The sequence below is a fragment of the Shinella sp. R2-11 genome, assembly GCF_055330205.1.
In genome coordinates this window covers 82114-98238 of the sequence record NZ_JBVAPC010000007.1, presented here as the reverse complement: position 1 = coordinate 98238, position 16125 = coordinate 82114, and the positions used below count along the sequence as shown (strand labels likewise).

Here is a 16125-nt window from a genome sequence, read left to right as displayed (position 1 = left end):
ATATTGCAGAAAATGGCCGAAACCCTTGCCGAGGCGGTCTCCCGCCGCCGCACCTTCGCGATCATCGCGCACCCGGACGCCGGTAAAACCACCCTTACCGAAAAACTGCTTCTCTTCGGCGGCGCCATCCAGCTCGCCGGCGAGGTGAAGGCGAAGAAGGACCGCATCCAGACCCGCTCGGACTGGATGAAGATCGAGCGCGAGCGCGGCATCTCCGTCGTCACCTCGGTGATGACCTTCGAATATGACGGCAACGTCTTCAACATTCTCGATACGCCCGGCCACGAGGACTTCGCGGACGACACCTACCGCACGCTGACGGCGGTGGACGCTGCCGTCATGGTCATCGACGCCGCCAAGGGCATCGAGCCGCGCACGCTGAAGCTCTTCGAGGTCTGCCGCCTGCGCGACATCCCGATCATCACCTTCGTTAACAAGATGGACCGCGAGAGCCGCGATCCGTTCGAGATCCTCGACGAGGTGGAGGAGAAGCTCGCGCTCGACACCGCCCCGGTCACCTGGCCGGTCGGCCGCTCGAAGACCTTCTGCGGCTCCTATCACCTCGCCGACCGCACCTTCCGCGGCTCGGACACGCAGGTCCAGCCGACGCGGATGGACGATGCGGCGGAGGTCGCCAAGCACCTGCCGGAAAACGAGCGGGACGCCTTCATCGAGGAGATGGAGCTTGCCCGCGAGGCCTGCCGCCCGTTCGACCGCGAAGCCTTCCTCGAAGGGCACCTGACGCCGGTCTTCTTCGGCTCGGCGCTCCGCAATTTCGGCGTGCGCGACCTCATCAACGCGCTCGGCGCCTTCGCGCCGCCGCCGCGCGACCAGGTGGCGGATGTGCGCAAGGTCCACGCCTCGGAAGACAGGATGACGGCCTTCGTCTTCAAGATCCAGGCCAATATGGACCCCAACCACCGCGACCGCATCGCCTTTGCCCGCGTCTGCTCCGGCATGCTGGAGCGCGGCATGAAGGTGCGCCTTGCCCGCACGGGCAAGACCATCGGCCTCTCGGCCCCGCAGTTCTTCTTCGCCTCGCAGCGCCAGCTTGCCGACACGGCCTATGCCGGTGACGTGGTGGGCATCCCCAACCACGGAACGCTCAGGATCGGTGACACGCTGACGGAAGGCGAGGCGCTGGTCTTCGAGGGGGTGCCGAACTTCGCGCCGGAAATCCTGCGCCGCGTGCGGCTGGAAGACGCCATGAAGGCCAAGAAGCTGAAGGAGGCGCTCCAGCAGATGGCCGAGGAAGGCGTCGTGCAGCTCTTCTCGCCGGAAGACGGCTCGCCGGCCATCGTCGGCGTCGTCGGCGCGCTTCAGCTCGATGTGCTGAAGGAGCGGCTTTCGGCGGAATACGGCCTGCCGGTCTCCTTCGAGATGTCGCGCTTCTCCGTCTGCCGCTGGATCTCCTCCGACAGCGCGGCCGAGCTCGACAAGTTCGTTACGCAGCGTCGCGGCGATATCGCTCGCGACCTCGATGGCGATCCGGTGTTCCTGGCGCAGGACGCCTTCTCGCTGCGCTACGAGGCGGAGCGCTATCCGGCGATCAAGATGGTCGCCATCAAGGAGTATCACGTCACCAAGGCATGACAGGCGAGGCAGCCCCTCATCCGGCCTGCCGGCCACCTTCTCCTTGGCTGCGGGGAGAAGGGGATATGCCGTGCTGTTTTCCCAAAACAATAACCGTTCGTGGGGCACGTCCCCTCTCCCGCTCGCGGGGAGCGGGCTAGGGTGAGGGGCCATCGCCAGCATTCATTTTCCGGGTGACACGCACCTCCTCATTTGCGAAAATCATCCCGAGACAGGGGCGTCCGCCGGAAGGCGGGCTGAGAAGCACCCTTTGAACCTGAACCGGATCATGCCGGCGGAGGGAGTCGAACGGGCCTCAATTCCGCTGCCCGAAGACCGCCTTCGCCCCAAGGAGGCGAAATGGCCATCGCAAACATTCTCTCGATCGCGGGCTCCGACCCGTCGGGCGGGGCCGGCATCCAGGCCGATCTCAAGACCTTCGCCGCCCGCGGCACCTACGGCATGGCCGTGCTGACCGCGCTGACGGCGCAGAACACGCAGGGCGTCTCCGGTGTGCATCTCGTGCCGCCGGCCTTCGTCGCGGCGCAGATTGCGGATGTGTTCGGCGATGTCCGTGTCGATGCCGTGAAGATCGGCATGATCGCCTCGGCGGAGATCGCCGGGGCGGTGGCGGATGCGCTTCTCCCCCATCGCGGCACGCCCGTCGTGCTCGATCCGGTCATGGTCGCCAAGGGCGGAGCGTCCTTGTTGGCCGAGGCGGCCGTCGACGCGCTGACCCGCCGCCTCCTGCCGCTCGCGACGGTGCTGACGCCGAACCTGCCGGAGGCGGCAGCGCTCCTCGGGGAGCCGGAGGCCGCCGACCGGGCCGCCATGGAAGGGCAGGCGACGCGTCTGCTCGCGTTCGGCCCCAAGGCGGTGCTGCTGAAGGGCGGGCACCTGCCGGGCGGCGAAAGCCCGGACGTGCTGGCGACGCCGGGCGGGCTGCGCTGGTACGAGGGCGTGCGGGTGCTGACGCGCAACACCCACGGCACAGGCTGCTCGCTGTCGAGCGCCATCGCCGCTGAAATCGGCAAGGGCAGGCCGCTTGCCGATGCCGTGGCGGCGGCGAAGAGCTTCATCGCCGGCGCGGTGCGATCCTCGGATGCGCTGTCGGTCGGCGCCGGCCACGGGCCGCTCCATCATTTCCATGCGCTCTGGACCTGATCCTCAGCGGTCCGCCAGCGCGAGCCTGAGGCCCATCACGCCGAGGGCGGCGGCAAAGCCCCGCTGCGTCCAGGCCATGATCCTCGGCCGGCTCAGCACCTGCTCGCGCAGGCCGGCCGCAAGCGCGGCATAGACGGCGAAGACGAGGAAGGTCAGCCCCATGAAGACGCCGCCGAGCAAGAGCATCCGCGCGGTGGCGCCGGCTGCATTCGCGGGAACGAACTGCGGCAGGAAGGCGAGGAAGAACAGCGAGAGCTTCGGATTGAGGATGTTCGTGAGAATGGCCTTGCGCACGATGCGCAGCGCCTTTTCCACCGGCTCCGCTCCGGGATCGAGCGTCCCGCTCTCCTTCAGCAGGCTCCAGGCGATAAAAAGCAGGTAGGCGACACCGATAGTTCGCAGCACCTCGAAGGCGAGGGCGCTCGCATGCAGCACGGCGGCAAGGCCGGCGACGCTGGCGAGGATATGCGGCACGATACCGAGCGTGCAGCCGAAGGCGGCGAGCAGGCCGGCGCGCAGGCCGCCGCTGATGCCGAGCGCCAGCGTATAGATCACCCCCGTGCCCGGAAGCAGGATGACGACGAGCGAGGTGATCAGGAATTCAGCGGTCATGACGGGCTCCATGCGGCTTGGAAGCGGCAGGAGACACCGGAGGCCGGGTCCCCGTCTTGAACGAAATTGCGGGCGGTCAGGCGCGGGCGGCGCGCAGGGCGCCCGGCGTATAGCCGTAGCGCCGCGTGAAGTTGCGCGTCATGTGGCTCTGGTCGGCAAAGCCCGCGTCCATGGCCGCCTCGGCAAGCGGCGTGCCGGCGGCGACCAGCCGGCGGGCAAGCTCGGTGCGCCGCTGGAGCTGGTAGGCATGGGGCGTCAGGCCCGTGGCGCGGGCGAAATCGCGCACCAGCCGGAAGCGCCCGATGCCGCATCCGGCGGCAAGCGTTTCGAGGCTGACAGCGGCGGCCGGGTCGTTGTCGAGCCGTTCGCGGGCGCGGGCCACGGCCGGCAGGGCCATGCCGTCGGGGCGGGGCGTCTCCTCGCGCAGGAGCGCGGCGAGCAGCAGGAAAAGCCGCTCTTCCGCCGCAAGCGGCGCGGCGGCGCGATCCATCAGCGCGGCGAGCGTTGCCGAGACGAGCCCGGCAATCCGCCCGTCCTCCAGCACCGGCGCATGGAATTCCCCGCGCGGGCGGCCTTCGAAAATGTCCCGCGCCGCGGCCGCGACGACGGCGGGCTGCATGTAGAGCATGCGCCAGGCGCGCGGCGCATCGCCGATCGGCGCGCCGTCATGCACCTCGCCGGGATTGACGGTGATCGTATGGCCGGCCCCGGCCTCGACCATGCCGCGCCCGCTGGCCGATCTCTGCGCGCCCCGCTCGATGACGCCGACGCCATAGGCGTCATGGCTGTGGCGGGCGAAGGAATGCCGGCTGTCGGCGAAGACGGCCTCTACGCCGGCAATGCTTGTGCTGAAAAGCTGGAAGCGCCCGGCCGCCACGGTTCAGTCCCCCGGCACGACGGGAAGCGCCGCGGTCTCGCCGACCCAATCGGCGGCGGACCTGCACCAGAACTGCCGTGTCGGCTTCAGCCCGGCGCGCTGGTTGATGCTGCCCCAGCGGATGCCCCAGGTCTTCGCGTCCTCCCCGGTGCCGGTGGTGAAGAGCGGCGAGCCGCATTCCGGGCAGAAATATTGCAGCCGCAGGCGGCCGTTCTCGGCGGTCTTGGTGTAGAGCTTCGGCGGGTTGCCGGTGAGCCGCACGGCCGTTTCGGGCACGATGGCGGTGACGCGATAGGGCGAGCCGGTCAGCCGCTGGCAATCCGTGCAATGGCAGATCAGGATCTCGCCCGGGTCGATCTCCGCCTCATAGGTCACGAAGCCGCAATGGCATTGCCCGTCGATCCGCATGAAAACTCCCTCCGCCGCAGGATACGGCGGAAGGATAGGGGCCTTTGGCCTCGCGTCAATGCGCCGGCCTGATGAAGGTGCCGTTGCGAAGCTCGCGCATCGCCTGCTGCAGCTCTTCCTGCGTGTTCATCACGATGGGGCCGTGCCATGCGACCGGCTCCTGGATCGGCTTGCCCGAGACGAGGAGGAAGCGGATGCCGTTCTCGCCGGCCTGCACCGTTACCTCGTCACCCGTGTCGAAGACGACCAGCGTGCGGTTGCCGGAAAGGTCGCGGATGTTCAGCTCCTCGCCCTGGTATTCCTTCTCCACCTTCACGCCGAAGGGCTTGGAGGCGTCGCGGAACGTGCCGGAGCCGGCGAAGATATAGGCGAAGGCCGAGCGATAGGTATCGACCGGCAGCCGCTTCGTCTTGCCGGGCGGCACGGAGATGTCGAGATAGACCGGCTCGGCGGCGATGCCGTCGACCGGACCTGTCCTGCCCCAGAAGCTGCCGGCGATGACGCGCGCGGCCGTGCCGTCGTCGTCGACGACCACGGGAATGTCGGCGGACTTGATATCCTGGTAGCGTGGCGCGGTCATCTTCAGCGACGAGGGCAGGTTGGCCCAGAGCTGGAAGCCGTGCATCCTGCCGGCGAAATCGCCGCGCGGCATTTCCTGGTGCAGGATGCCGCTGCCGGCGGTCATCCATTGCACGTCGCCGGCGCCCATCACGCCATGATTGCCGAGGCTGTCGCCATGCTCGACGGAGCCGGCCAGCACATAGGTGATGGTCTCGATGCCGCGATGCGGATGCCAGGGGAAGCCGCGAACGTAATCCTCGGGATCGTCGTTGCGGAAATCGTCCATCATCAGGAAGGGGTCGGTCATCGATGGATCGCCGAAACCGAAGACCCGGTGCAGCCTGACGCCGGCGCCTTCCATGGCGGGGCGGGCGATGCTTTCGTGTTTCACGGGGCGTATGGACATTGCGAGGTCCTTTCGACTGGGTTGCTTGGAGCCCTTATACGCCTCCGCCATTGTTCACGAAATCGGGCCGGATCGAAACGCAGTGTTCACAAGATCGGCTTTTCTGTAGGTCGCCGGTCTCGCAATGGCACGCATGGCCCGCGCCATTTACTTTCGTTAACGCATTATTACCCATTTCCATTGAGAATCCGGCCTATGCCATGGTTAATGCGTCGCGGCCGTCAGCGGGTCGCGCCGGTCCTCTCAGAGCGGGAATAGCATCATGTGCCGTTGGGCAGCCTATCGCGGAGAGCCGCTTTTTCTCGAGGAACTGGTGTCCTCACCCGCCCATTCGCTGATCGAGCAATCCCACTGTGCCACCCGCGCCAAGACGGCCACCAACGGCGACGGCTTCGGCATCGCCTGGTACGGCGACCGCCCGGAGCCCGGCCGCTATCGCGATATCCTGCCTGCCTGGTCGGACTGCAACCTCAGGAGCATCGCCCGGCAGGTCCGCTCGCCGCTTTTCCTCGCCCATGTGCGCGCATCGACCGGCGGCGGCACGCGGCGCGACAACTGCCATCCCTTCGTCCACGGCATCTGGACCTTCATGCACAATGGCCAGATCGCTGATTTCGAGCACCTGCGCCGCCCGCTCGAAACCATGCTCGACAACGACCTCTACAATGCCCGCACCGGCTCGACGGATTCGGAGCTGCTGTTCCTGCTGGCGCTGCAATTCGGCCTGGAGCGCGATCCGCTCGGTGCCATGGCCGAGGCCATCGCCTTCGTCGAGCGCCTTGCCGCGCATCTGGAGCGCAAGGTGCTGGTGCGCTTCACCGCGGCCTTTTCCGACGGCAGGCAGCTCTATGCCGTGCGCTACGCGACGGATTATGCGGCCCCCACGCTCTACGCCGCGCCGATGGGCGAGACGGGCGGCTATTGCCTCGTCTCCGAGCCGCTGAACGACGACACGGAAGCCTGGGTGGAAATCCCCGACGGCAGCGCCGTCGTGCTCGGGGAAAACGGGGTGGACGTGCGCATCTTCTCGCCCGCCGGCCGGCCGGCGAGCACGATGGATGCGGGGCTCGCCCTCGTCAGCTGAGCCGTTCGGCGATCCAGCCGGCAAGGCGCCCGGCGACCTCGTCCTTGGATAGATCCGGCCACTCTTCGATGCCGGCGGCGGTGATCAGCTTTACGCTGTTGCGCATGCCGCCCATGATGCCGGTCTCGGGCGAGACATCGTTGGCGACGATGAGGTCCGCACCTTTCTTCTGAAGCTTCGTCCGGCCGTTGTCCTCGACATCCTGCGTCTCGGCGGCAAAGCCGACGACGACCTTCGGCCGCTGCGCGTGGTGGCCAACCGTCTTCAGGATATCCGGGTTCTCCGCCAGCATCAGCGGCGGCGGGCCTTCGCCCGGCTTCTTCTTGATCTTCTCCGTGTTCGCCGTCGCCACCCGCCAGTCCGCGACGGCGGCGACCATGACGGCGATATCGGCCGGCAGCGCGCCGAGAACGGCTGCAAGCATCTCCTCCGCCCGCTCGACCCTGATCACCTTCACACCGCGCGGATCGGGCAGCGTCACCGGGCCGGAGACGAGCGTCACGTCCGCGCCAAGCTTTGCGAGGGCGGCGGCGATGGCGTGGCCCTGCCGGCCAGAGGAGCGGTTGGCGATGTAGCGCACCGGGTCGATGGGCTCATGCGTCGGGCCTGACGTGACCACGGCCCTGCGGCCGGCGAGCGGCTTCCTGCCGCCGTCGAGCAGGTCTTCCGCCGCGGCGACGATTTCCAGCGGCTCGGCCATGCGGCCGAGGCCCGCCTCGCCGCCCTCCGCCATCTCGCCGGCATTGGGGCCGACGAAGGAGAGGCCGTCGCGGCGCAGCGTCTCGACATTGCGGCGCGTAGCGGCATGCGACCACATCTTCGGGTTCATCGCGGGCGCGACGAGAACGGGCCGGTCGGTGGCGAGCAGGACGGTCGAGGCGAGGTCGTCGGCAAGGCCGTTCGCCATCTTCGCCATCAGGTCGGCGGTCGCCGGCGCGACGACGATGAGGTCGCAGTCGCGCGCAAGGCGGATATGGCCGACATCCTGCTCGTCCTCGCGGGAGAAGAGATCGGTATAGACATGGCCCGAGGAGAGCGCGCCGACGGCGAGCGGCGTCACGAATTCGCGCGCGCCCGCCGTCATGACCGGCCGCACCTCCGCGCCGCGTTCGCGAAGGCGCCGGATGAGGTCGAGGCTCTTGTAGGCGGCGATGCCGCCGGAGATGACGAGGAGGATGCGTTTTCCTGCAAGCGACATGGCGGATCCTCGTAAGGCGCATGGCAGGCCCGAAGGCCGTCAAATCCTCCTATCCCTTTGAAAGCGCTTTTCCAAGCCGTTTCGGCTCAGGCCCCCTCGTCGGGAATGTTGAGCACATGGCCGCAGGCCTTGCAGTGCACGGCGTCCGCATCGTGGCGGGAAAGGCCGCATTGCGGGCAGGGGAAGGTCACCTTGTAGGGCCTGACGATCGCCTGCGCGAGCCGCACGAAGAGCGAGATGCCGATGATCATGGTGACGATGGCGGTGAGCTTGCCGAGCGTGCCGGGCAGCACGATATCGCCGAAGCCCGTGGTGGTGACGGTCGCCACCGTGAAATAGAGCGCGTCGACGAAGCCGGCGAAGCCCTCCGCGCCGTAGAAGAAATTGCTGTAGACGAAACCGGCGACGAGGAAGAGGAAGACGAGGAAATTGGCGCAGGCCTGGATGATGTCCTCCTTGTCGCCGTTGCCCGTGCGGTACAGCATCAGCGTCACCAGCTTGCTCTGGCTGATCGCCCAGATGCGCAGGACGCGCAGGAACGCGAAATTGTGGAGGTGGCTCGGAACGAGCAGCGTGCCGAGGATGACGATATCCACCCAGGTCATCGGCCGCAGCAGCCAGTAGCGCAGGTTCGGCGCGATCAGCGCCCGCGCGCAAAGCTCGAAGGCGATGACCGCCGCGATGAGATAATCGACGATGACATAGGTCGAGCCGGCGCGCAGATAGGGGCCGGTGACGAAGAAGACGAGGATGGCGATGTCCAGCAGCAGCATCGCCACCTGGAAGCGGATCGCCTCCCGGTCGCGCCCGAAATAGAGCCCGCGCAACTGCCGGCGCAGCCTTTCGATGAAGGGTTGCGGTTCGGTATCGCTCAGGGGCTCGTCTGTCATGGAGGAGAGACTAGCGCCCGGCCGGCGCTGGTCAAGCGGAGCCGGCTCAGGCCAGCTTCCAGGCGATATAGACGAGCGTGGCGGCGATCACCCAGAGCGCGAGACGGCCGGAGCGGCTGTGCCGCGCCTCGGAGCGGCCGATGGCTTCCGCCGTCTCCGCGTCGAAACGCAGGCCCTTTTCCGCCATGGCGGTGAGGTCCTGCGAGAACTTCTCCGCCTTGGCGGCGATCTCCGGCGCGGCCTCTGCGAGCCTGAGCGCGGCATGCGCGCCGTCGCGCAGGTCGGCGAGAAGGCGCTTCGGGCCGAGATTGTCGCGGATCCAGTCGCCGACGACCCCCTCGGAGGCCTTCCACATGTTGAAGCGCGGGTTGAGCGTGCGCGACACGCCCTCCACCACCACCATGGTCTTCTGCAGCATGACCAGTTCGGTGCGGGTCTCCATGTCGAAGAGCTCCGTCACCTCGAAGAGCAGCGTCAGGAGCTTGGCCATCGAGATCGTCTCGGCCGGCTGGCCGTGGATCGGCTCGCCGATGGCACGGATCGCCTGCGCGAAGCTCGCCGTATCGTGGTGCGAGGGCACGTAGCCGGCCTCGAAATGCACGTCGGCAACGCGCTGGTAGTCGCGCGTGATGAAGCCGTAGAGGATTTCCGCGAGGAAGCGGCGCTCCTTCCTGCCGAGCCGCCCGACGATGCCCATGTCGACCGCGACGATGACGCCGTCAGGATCGACGAAGAGGTTGCCCTGGTGCATGTCGGCATGGAAGAAGCCGTCGCGCAGCGTGTGGCGCAGGAAGGACTGGATCAGCGTGTCGGCGAGCCTGTCGAGGTCGTGGCCGGCGGCGCGCAGCCCCTCGACGTCGGACATCTTGATGCCGTCGATCCATTCCATGGTGACGACGTCGCGGCCGGTGCGCTCCCAGTCGACCGCCGGCACGCGGAAGCCGGGATCGTCCTTGGTGTTCTCGCCGAGTTCGGAAAGGGCGGCGGCCTCCAGCCGAAGGTCCATCTCGACCTTGGTCGTCTGCTCCAGCGTCCGCGTCACCTCGACGGGCTTGAGCCGTCGCGTGTTGGGCAGGATCTTTTCCTGCAGGCGCGAGGCCGCATACATGGCCTCGAGGTCATGGGCGAAACGCTGGCGCACGCCGGGGCGGATGACCTTCACCGCGACCTTCCGCTCGCCGTTTCCGTCGCGCACCGTCGCGGGATGGACCTGCGCGATGGAGGCGGCGGCGATGGGGTCGCCGAAGCTCACATAGAGATCGTCGAGCGGCCGGCCGAGCGAGCCTTCCACCGTGGCGACGGCCGCTTCCTTCGGGAAGGTCGCCATGCGGTCCTGCAGGGCCGAAAGCTCGACGGCGATTTCCGCGCCGACGACGTCGGGACGGGTCGCCAGGAACTGGCCCATCTTCACATAGGAGGGGCCGAGGCGCTCGATGGCGCGGGCAAGGTTGTCGCCGCGCCCGCCCTTGGCAGCCTTGCGCCGCTCGAAGAGGCCGGCAAAGGCATGGGCGGTGCGGGCAAGCGTCGGCATGCCCTCGGTCGGCAGCGCCGAGACGACGCCCTCGCGCACGAGGACCCAGCCCACGCGGGCGAGGCGAAGATAGGCGCCGATGACGCTCATGCGGAAAGGCCGTTCTTGGCCGGGAAGAGGATCATGCTCAGAGCTTCCAGCCCGAATGCAGCGCCGCGATGCCGCCGGTATAGTTGGTATAGGACACGCGAGAGAAGCCGGCCTTGCGGATCATCGCCGCGAAATCCTCCTGGTTGGGGAACTTGCGGATCGATTCCACGAGATACTGGTAGGGCTCGGCATCGCCCGTGATCATCTTGCCGAACTGCGGGATCGCCTTGAACGACCAGGTGTCATAAAACTTGTCGAGAAGCGGCATCTCCACCTCGGAGAATTCCAGCACGAGCAGCCGCCCGCCGCGCTTCAGCACGCGGTAGGCTTCGGACAGCGCCACGTCGATGCGCGGCACGTTGCGGATGCCGAAGGCGATCGTATAGGCGTCGAAGGTGCCGGCCTCGAAGGGCAGTTCCTCGGCATTGGCCTCGACGAAGTCGAGATTGGCCGAAAGCCCCTTCTTCGCCGCGCGGTCGGCGCCGACGGCGAGCATCGAGCCGTTGATGTCGAGGACGGTCGCATGGGCGAGACGGTCGGACGCTTCCACGATGCGGAAGGCGATGTCGCCAGTGCCGCCGGCGACATCCAGCACCTTGTAGGATGCGTCCTTGCGCGGGTTGAGGCTCGCGATCATCGCGTCCTTCCAGGCCCGGTGCAGGCCGGCGGACATGACGTCGTTCATGATGTCGTAGCGCTTGGCGACCTTGTGGAACACGTCGTTGACGAGCGCCTGCTTTTCGCCCTGCGAAACCTCGCGGAAGCCGTAGGAGGTTTCCATGCCGCCGTCTGCGGATGTGCGCTGTTCGGTCATCGTCTTCTCCATGGGCCGGTCTGTCGCAGCCGTAATGCTGCCAAGACCATAGCGAATTGGCTTTGGCCGCGCTATCTGAACGCTTCGCCGGGTATATAGGACATTGATGGCCGGGAGGGAAATGCCGGACCGCGGCAAATGCGCTCAAGGTTAAATCGTCTTCAAGGAGAACGGGATGCCGGAATTGCCGGAAGTGGAAACGGTCAGGCGCGGCCTTGCGCCCGTCATGGAAGGAGCGCGCATCCGCCGCGCGGAATTGCGCCGCCCGGACCTGCGCTTTCCCTTCCCGCCTGCCTTCTCCGAAGCGCTTCAAGGTCGCCGCGTCGTCTCGCTCGGCCGCCGCGCGAAATATCTGCTGATCGATCTTGAAGGCGGCGACGTCGTCATCGCCCATCTCGGCATGTCCGGCTCGTTCCGGGTGGAGGGCACGCCGGAGGCGGAGACGCCCGGCGACTTCCATATGCCGCGCAGCAAGGACACGCGCCACGACCATGTCGTCTTCCATCTGGAGACGGCGGACGGCGAGCGCCGCGTCGTCTACAACGACCCGCGCCGCTTCGGTTTCATGGACCTCGCCCGCCGCGAGGACCTTGCCGCCCACCCCTTCTTCCGAGACCTCGGCGAGGAGCCGACCGGCAACACGCTCGACGCCGACTATATCGCGGCAAAGTTCCGCGGTCGCCAGACGCCGCTGAAGGCGGCGCTGCTCGACCAGAAGAACATTGCCGGCCTCGGCAATATCTATGTCTGCGAGGCGCTGTGGCGCGCCCATCTTTCGCCGGAGCGGCTGGCCGGAACGCTGGTGACGGCGGCCGGCAAGCCGAAGAAGGAACTCGTGGCGCTGACCGAGGCGATCCGCCAGGTCATCGCCGATGCCATCGAGGCCGGCGGCTCGACCCTGCGCGACCATATCCGCGCCGATGGCTCGCTCGGCTATTTCCAGCACTCCTTTTCCGTCTATGACCGCGAGAAGGAGCCTTGCCGCACGCCGGGCTGCACGGGCACAATCGGCCGCATCGTGCAAAGTGGCCGGTCGACCTTCCACTGTGCCGCCTGCCAGAAATAATAGGAAGAGGAGAGAAACATGGCCCATGAAACCCTGCTGGTCGAGACGCGCGGACGCGTCGGCCTCGTCACGCTCAACCGGCCGCAGGCGCTGAACGCGCTGAACCGCCAGCTTCTCGACGAGCTGAGGGGCGTGCTCGCCGGCTTCGAGGCCGACGCCGGCATCGGCGCGGTCGTCCTCACCGGCTCGGAAAAGGCCTTCGCCGCCGGGGCCGACATCAAGGAGATGCAGCCCTACGGCTTCGCCGAGGCGATGGTCGAGGACCTTGCCGCCGGCTGGGACGAGGTGGCGGCCTTCCGCAAGCCGATGATCGCGGCCGTCAGCGGCTTTGCGCTCGGCGGCGGCTGCGAGGTCGCCATGATGTGCGATTTCATCATCGCCTCCGAGACGGCGAAGTTCGGCCAGCCGGAGATCACGCTCGGTGTCATCCCCGGCATGGGCGGCACCCAGCGCCTGACGCGCGCGATCGGCAAGTCGAAGGCGATGGACCTCATCCTCACCGGCCGCATGATGGACGCGGCGGAGGCCGAGCGCTCGGGCCTCGTTGCCCGCGTGGTGGCGCCGGAGAAACTGCTGGAGGAGGCGCTGGCGGCGGCCGAGAAGATCGCCGGCTTCTCCCTGCCCTCGACCATCATGGCCAAGGAGGCGGTGAACCGCGCCTATGAGACGGTGCTGTCGGAAGGCATGCGCGCCGAGCGTCGGCTGTTCCACGCGCTCTTCGCCACTGAGGACCAGAAGGAAGGCATGACGGCCTTCATCGAGAAGAGGAAGCCCGCCTTCCGCCATCGCTAGGCGGGCGCTGCCGCCTGACGGCATGCGGGAATCGGAGCGCGAAGGCGTGGCCAGCCGATCCAAAGGGTCGCGACACGCCTTCGCGCGGCGTTTCTTGCAGAATCCGCGTTGACGCCATCGCGGTTTCCGGCTATACGCCGCCCACAGTTTGGAAAGCCGCACTCCAAGGTTTTCCGATATTGCTCCCGAATTGCTTTGATGACAGGTCGCAGTGACCCGGCACGGCGAGGGTGGAGTTTGTGTCAGATTTCTGAAGAGAGGCATACATGGCCAATACCACCTCGGCTAAGAAGGCGACCCGCAAGATCGCCGCGCGCACCGCAGTCAACAAGTCGCGCCGTTCGCGCGTCCGCAACTTCATCCGCAAGGTCGAAGAGGCGATCGCCTCGGGCGATCAGGCTGTTGCAGCCGCCGCCCTGAAGGCCGCCCAGCCGGAACTGATGCGCGCCGCCACCAAGGGCGTCCTTCATTCCAACACGGCTTCCCGCAAGGTTTCGCGCCTCGCCGGCCGCGTGAAGGCGATGACGGCCTGATCGGCCCCGCCACAGAGCTATGCAATATTAGTAAAAGCCCGGTGCCCGCACCGGGCTTTTTCTTTGCTTTTCGCGCCCGGCCATGGTTAATCCGCAAGGCTCGATCGTGTCAAAAGAGTGACGAGAAAAATCATTTAAATTCAGTTACTTGTGGGAGGTTATCCCCCGCCGCTCGCCCTTTCGTTGCGGGAGTTTGACAGCATCCGGAGTCAAGCGAATTTTTATTTTTTTCGTTTTCGGGGCCGCCCGAAAGCCACCCGAAAACAAAGCCATTGATTCGTAATGGATTCTCCCCCGAGAGAGCGATTCCGAGTCAAAAACGGCATCCCGAGTCAACGCCCGCCCCTTAATTTTGCGTAAAATTCGTGATTGATCTTGGTGCCTGATCCTGCCTAAATGCTTTCCACAGGGGGCGCGGAGATAGCCTTAGAATGATCGCCGACAAGACTGCCTCACGAGGCAGCGGTGATTGTTTGTCCCCTGTAACGGAGCGGCTCCGCTTCGTAAAATCATCCAATCGGCAGAGCTTGCCCCAGGTGCCCCACGGCGCGCTGGCAAGGGTCTTTGCGACCATCGGTTTTGCCGGTTGAAGGCCGCGAAAGCGGTCGGATGATTGAGGGGCATGCCCGCCGGGCGCTCTACGAGGGAGTGAGCGGCGCGGCCACAGACGGGACTGCGGATCCGGCATGACGCCGGATCGGGCGGGACCGACTTGTGTTTGGCAAACAGGGATTGTGCCGGAGCAGGGGGCCGGTGCAGTCGGGGCACCAGATCCCGGACCGGGCGATGGCTCGGCACGGCCGGGGGACGGCAAACATGAAAGGCGCCGGCAGCAATGCCGACGTGGCGAATTGAGCATGAAAGGCGGCAAGATGCAGATGAATACGGCCAGGACGGCTGGTACATTCGCAAACGGGGAAAATGCACGACAAACGCTCCCGCAAGAAGGGGCACAAGAGGCGGCGGGGGTTGCATCCGACATGAAGCATGATGCGCTTTTCGAACGGGTCAGTGCGCGCCTGAAGGCGCAGGTTGGGCCGGACGTTTTCGCAAGCTGGTTCGGACGCCTGAAAATCCATTCCGTATCCAAGAGCGTGGTGCGTCTGTCGGTGCCGACGACGTTCCTCAAATCCTGGATCAACAATCGTTATCTCGACCTGATCACCAGCCTCTTCCAGCAGGAAGACGCGGAAATCCTCAAGGTGGAGATCCTGGTGCGGACCGCGACCCGCGGCGCGCGCATCGGCGTTGTCGATGAGGCCGTTGCCGTTGCGGAACCCGCCCCGCAGGCCCAGCCGCGCCGTTCGGCGGGCAGCCCGCAGTCGGTGGCAAGCGTCGCCGCTTCCGTCACCGCCACGGCCCAGCCGCGCGCCCAGCATTCCGGCCCGCTCTTCGGCTCGCCGCTCGACCAGCGCTACACGTTCGACGCCTTCGTCGAGGGCACCTCGAACCGCGTCGCCCTTGCCGCCGCCCGCACCATCGCGGAAGCCGGTGCCGGCGCCGTGCGCTTCAACCCGCTCTTCGTCCATTCCAGCGTCGGCCTCGGCAAGACGCACCTTCTCCAGGCGATCGCGCTCGGCGCGCTCTCCAGCGCCCGCAACCCGCGCGTCGTCTATCTGACGGCCGAATACTTCATGTGGCGCTTCGCGACCGCGATCCGCGACAACGATGCGCTCTCCCTCAAGGAGACGCTGCGCAACATCGATCTCCTGATCATCGACGACATGCAGTTCCTGCAGGGCAACTCGATCCAGAACGAGTTCTGCCACCTGCTCAACATGCTGCTCGATTCGGCCAAGCAGGTCGTGGTCGCTGCCGACCGCGCGCCGTGGGAGCTGGAATCGCTCGATCCGCGCGTGCGCTCGCGCCTGCAGGGCGGCGTCGCCATCGAGATGGAAGCGCCGGACTACGAGATGCGCCTTGAGATCCTCAAGCGCCGCCTTGCCGCCGCGCAGCAGGAAGACCAGTCGCTCGACATCCCGGTCGAGATCCTCAGCCATGTCGCGCGCAACATCACGGCCAGCGGCCGCGAGCTGGAAGGCGCCTTCAACCAGCTGCTCTTCCGCCGCTCCTTCGAGCCGAACCTGACGATCGAGCGCGTCGACGAGCTGCTCGGCCATCTGGTCGCCGCCGGCGAGCCGCGCCGCGTGCGCATCGAGGACATCCAGCGCGTCGTCGCCAAGCACTACAATGTCTCGCGCCAGGAGCTGGTCTCGAACCGCCGCACGCGGGTCATCGTCAAGCCGCGCCAGATCGCCATGTATCTGTCGAAGACCCTGACGCCGCGCTCCTTCCCGGAGATCGGCCGCCGCTTCGGCGGACGCGACCACACGACCGTGCTGCATGCCGTGCGCAAGATCGAGGAACTGATCTCAGGCGACACCAAGCTCAGCCACGAGATCGAGCTTCTGAAGCGCCTGATCAACGAATAGTACGGGTCAGACTGGGCTATGCTTAAAAAGGGGCCGAAAGGCCCCTTTTCTTTGACGCGGGATCTAAAGCCCTCTGCATCATGGTTGCGTGTGAG

At 66.5% G+C, this 16125-nt stretch carries 15 protein-coding genes and 1 riboswitch; of the genes, 7 read left to right on the top strand and 8 right to left on the bottom strand.

The genetic code is table 11. The features are described 5' to 3' along the window. Window positions 1-12 precede the first annotated feature (12 nt). Window positions 13-1593, top strand: a complete 1581-nt coding sequence (locus ACZ1A1_RS17835; RefSeq protein WP_460929423.1) for a peptide chain release factor 3 — start codon at window positions 13-15, stop codon at window positions 1591-1593. A gap of 203 nt (window positions 1594-1796) precedes the next feature. After that, window positions 1797-1893: riboswitch (TPP riboswitch) on the top strand. Between the two features lie 39 nt (window positions 1894-1932). Beyond that, a complete protein-coding gene (thiD, locus tag ACZ1A1_RS17830; RefSeq protein ID WP_463620963.1) occupies window positions 1933-2736 on the top strand; it encodes a bifunctional hydroxymethylpyrimidine kinase/phosphomethylpyrimidine kinase in 804 nt (267 codons plus the stop codon). Window positions 2737-2739: 3 nt separating this feature from the next. On the opposite strand, the gene ACZ1A1_RS17825 is transcribed toward thiD, so the two are convergent. From ACZ1A1_RS17825 to ACZ1A1_RS17810, 4 genes are all read right to left on the bottom strand, one after another. Beyond that, complete coding sequence (locus ACZ1A1_RS17825) at window positions 2740-3348, bottom strand: LysE family translocator (protein ID WP_463620962.1); 609 nt, start codon at window positions 3346-3348, stop codon at window positions 2740-2742. A gap of 76 nt (window positions 3349-3424) precedes the next feature. Then, entirely contained in the window at window positions 3425-4225 is an 801-nt protein-coding gene (locus ACZ1A1_RS17820; RefSeq protein ID WP_463620961.1) for an AraC family transcriptional regulator, read from the bottom strand. A gap of 3 nt (window positions 4226-4228) precedes the next feature. Further along, window positions 4229-4633 carry a GFA family protein gene (locus ACZ1A1_RS17815; protein WP_463620960.1) on the bottom strand — a complete coding sequence of 135 codons (405 nt, stop codon included), beginning with the start codon at window positions 4631-4633 and terminating at the stop codon, window positions 4229-4231. A gap of 55 nt (window positions 4634-4688) precedes the next feature. Next, the gene (locus ACZ1A1_RS17810; RefSeq protein WP_463620959.1) at window positions 4689-5600 is read right to left on the bottom strand and encodes a pirin family protein; all 912 of its coding nucleotides are present in this window, start codon (window positions 5598-5600) and stop codon (window positions 4689-4691) included. 262 nt (window positions 5601-5862) lie between these two features. Between ACZ1A1_RS17810 and ACZ1A1_RS17805 the strand changes: the two genes are divergently transcribed. Beyond that, a complete protein-coding gene (locus ACZ1A1_RS17805) occupies window positions 5863-6684 on the top strand; it encodes a class II glutamine amidotransferase (RefSeq protein ID WP_234189039.1) in 822 nt (273 codons plus the stop codon). Here the strand turns inward: ACZ1A1_RS17805 and coaBC are convergent. The 4 genes from coaBC to ubiE form a co-directional block, all read right to left on the bottom strand. Further along, window positions 6677-7882, bottom strand: a complete 1206-nt coding sequence (gene coaBC / locus ACZ1A1_RS17800) for a bifunctional phosphopantothenoylcysteine decarboxylase/phosphopantothenate--cysteine ligase CoaBC (protein WP_463620958.1) — start codon at window positions 7880-7882, stop codon at window positions 6677-6679. The genes ACZ1A1_RS17805 and coaBC overlap by 8 nt on opposite strands. Window positions 7883-7968: 86 nt before the next feature. Beyond that, a complete protein-coding gene (locus tag ACZ1A1_RS17795) occupies window positions 7969-8772 on the bottom strand; it encodes an ion channel (RefSeq protein WP_463620957.1) in 804 nt (267 codons plus the stop codon). Between the two features lie 46 nt (window positions 8773-8818). Then, window positions 8819-10393 (bottom strand): 2-polyprenylphenol 6-hydroxylase, encoded by a 1575-nt coding sequence (gene ubiB / locus ACZ1A1_RS17790; RefSeq protein ID WP_463620956.1) that lies wholly within the window; start codon window positions 10391-10393, stop codon window positions 8819-8821. A gap of 37 nt (window positions 10394-10430) precedes the next feature. Next, entirely contained in the window at window positions 10431-11207 is a 777-nt protein-coding gene (gene ubiE, locus ACZ1A1_RS17785) for a bifunctional demethylmenaquinone methyltransferase/2-methoxy-6-polyprenyl-1,4-benzoquinol methylase UbiE (RefSeq protein ID WP_463620955.1), read from the bottom strand. Between the two features lie 175 nt (window positions 11208-11382). On the opposite strand from ubiE, the gene mutM reads away from it, so the two are divergent. The 4 genes from mutM to dnaA all read left to right on the top strand — a co-directional run bounded on the left by mutM (window position 11383) and on the right by dnaA (window position 16030). Continuing rightward, window positions 11383-12273 carry a bifunctional DNA-formamidopyrimidine glycosylase/DNA-(apurinic or apyrimidinic site) lyase gene (gene mutM / locus ACZ1A1_RS17780; RefSeq protein ID WP_463620954.1) on the top strand — a complete coding sequence of 297 codons (891 nt, stop codon included), beginning with the start codon at window positions 11383-11385 and terminating at the stop codon, window positions 12271-12273. 18 nt (window positions 12274-12291) lie between these two features. After that, window positions 12292-13065, top strand: coding sequence for an enoyl-CoA hydratase (locus tag ACZ1A1_RS17775; RefSeq protein WP_415213319.1), 774 nt, complete (start codon window positions 12292-12294; stop codon window positions 13063-13065). Between the two features lie 266 nt (window positions 13066-13331). Next, a complete protein-coding gene (gene rpsT, locus ACZ1A1_RS17770; RefSeq protein ID WP_203317299.1) occupies window positions 13332-13598 on the top strand; it encodes a 30S ribosomal protein S20 in 267 nt (88 codons plus the stop codon). 980 nt (window positions 13599-14578) lie between these two features. Then, window positions 14579-16030, top strand: a complete 1452-nt coding sequence (dnaA, locus tag ACZ1A1_RS17765; RefSeq protein ID WP_313195578.1) for a chromosomal replication initiator protein DnaA — start codon at window positions 14579-14581, stop codon at window positions 16028-16030. The last annotated feature ends 95 nt before the right edge of the window (window positions 16031-16125 follow it).

Coding starts and splice junctions, on each gene's coding strand:
- ACZ1A1_RS17775 (WP_415213319.1), top strand. CDS start 12,292: ATGGCCCATGAAACCCTGCTGGTCGAGACGCGCGGACGCGTCGGCCTC.
- ubiB (WP_463620956.1), bottom strand. CDS start 10,393: ATGAGCGTCATCGGCGCCTATCTTCGCCTCGCCCGCGTGGGCTGGGTC.
- ACZ1A1_RS17835 (WP_460929423.1), top strand. CDS start 13: ATGGCCGAAACCCTTGCCGAGGCGGTCTCCCGCCGCCGCACCTTCGCG.
- ACZ1A1_RS17805 (WP_234189039.1), top strand. CDS start 5,863: ATGTGCCGTTGGGCAGCCTATCGCGGAGAGCCGCTTTTTCTCGAGGAA.
- thiD (WP_463620963.1), top strand. CDS start 1,933: ATGGCCATCGCAAACATTCTCTCGATCGCGGGCTCCGACCCGTCGGGC.
- mutM (WP_463620954.1), top strand. CDS start 11,383: ATGCCGGAATTGCCGGAAGTGGAAACGGTCAGGCGCGGCCTTGCGCCC.
- ACZ1A1_RS17795 (WP_463620957.1), bottom strand. CDS start 8,772: ATGACAGACGAGCCCCTGAGCGATACCGAACCGCAACCCTTCATCGAA.
- rpsT (WP_203317299.1), top strand. CDS start 13,332: ATGGCCAATACCACCTCGGCTAAGAAGGCGACCCGCAAGATCGCCGCG.
- ACZ1A1_RS17810 (WP_463620959.1), bottom strand. CDS start 5,600: ATGTCCATACGCCCCGTGAAACACGAAAGCATCGCCCGCCCCGCCATG.
- ACZ1A1_RS17815 (WP_463620960.1), bottom strand. CDS start 4,633: ATGCGGATCGACGGGCAATGCCATTGCGGCTTCGTGACCTATGAGGCG.
- dnaA (WP_313195578.1), top strand. CDS start 14,579: ATGAAGCATGATGCGCTTTTCGAACGGGTCAGTGCGCGCCTGAAGGCG.
- ACZ1A1_RS17825 (WP_463620962.1), bottom strand. CDS start 3,348: ATGACCGCTGAATTCCTGATCACCTCGCTCGTCGTCATCCTGCTTCCG.
- ubiE (WP_463620955.1), bottom strand. CDS start 11,207: ATGACCGAACAGCGCACATCCGCAGACGGCGGCATGGAAACCTCCTAC.
- coaBC (WP_463620958.1), bottom strand. CDS start 7,882: ATGTCGCTTGCAGGAAAACGCATCCTCCTCGTCATCTCCGGCGGCATC.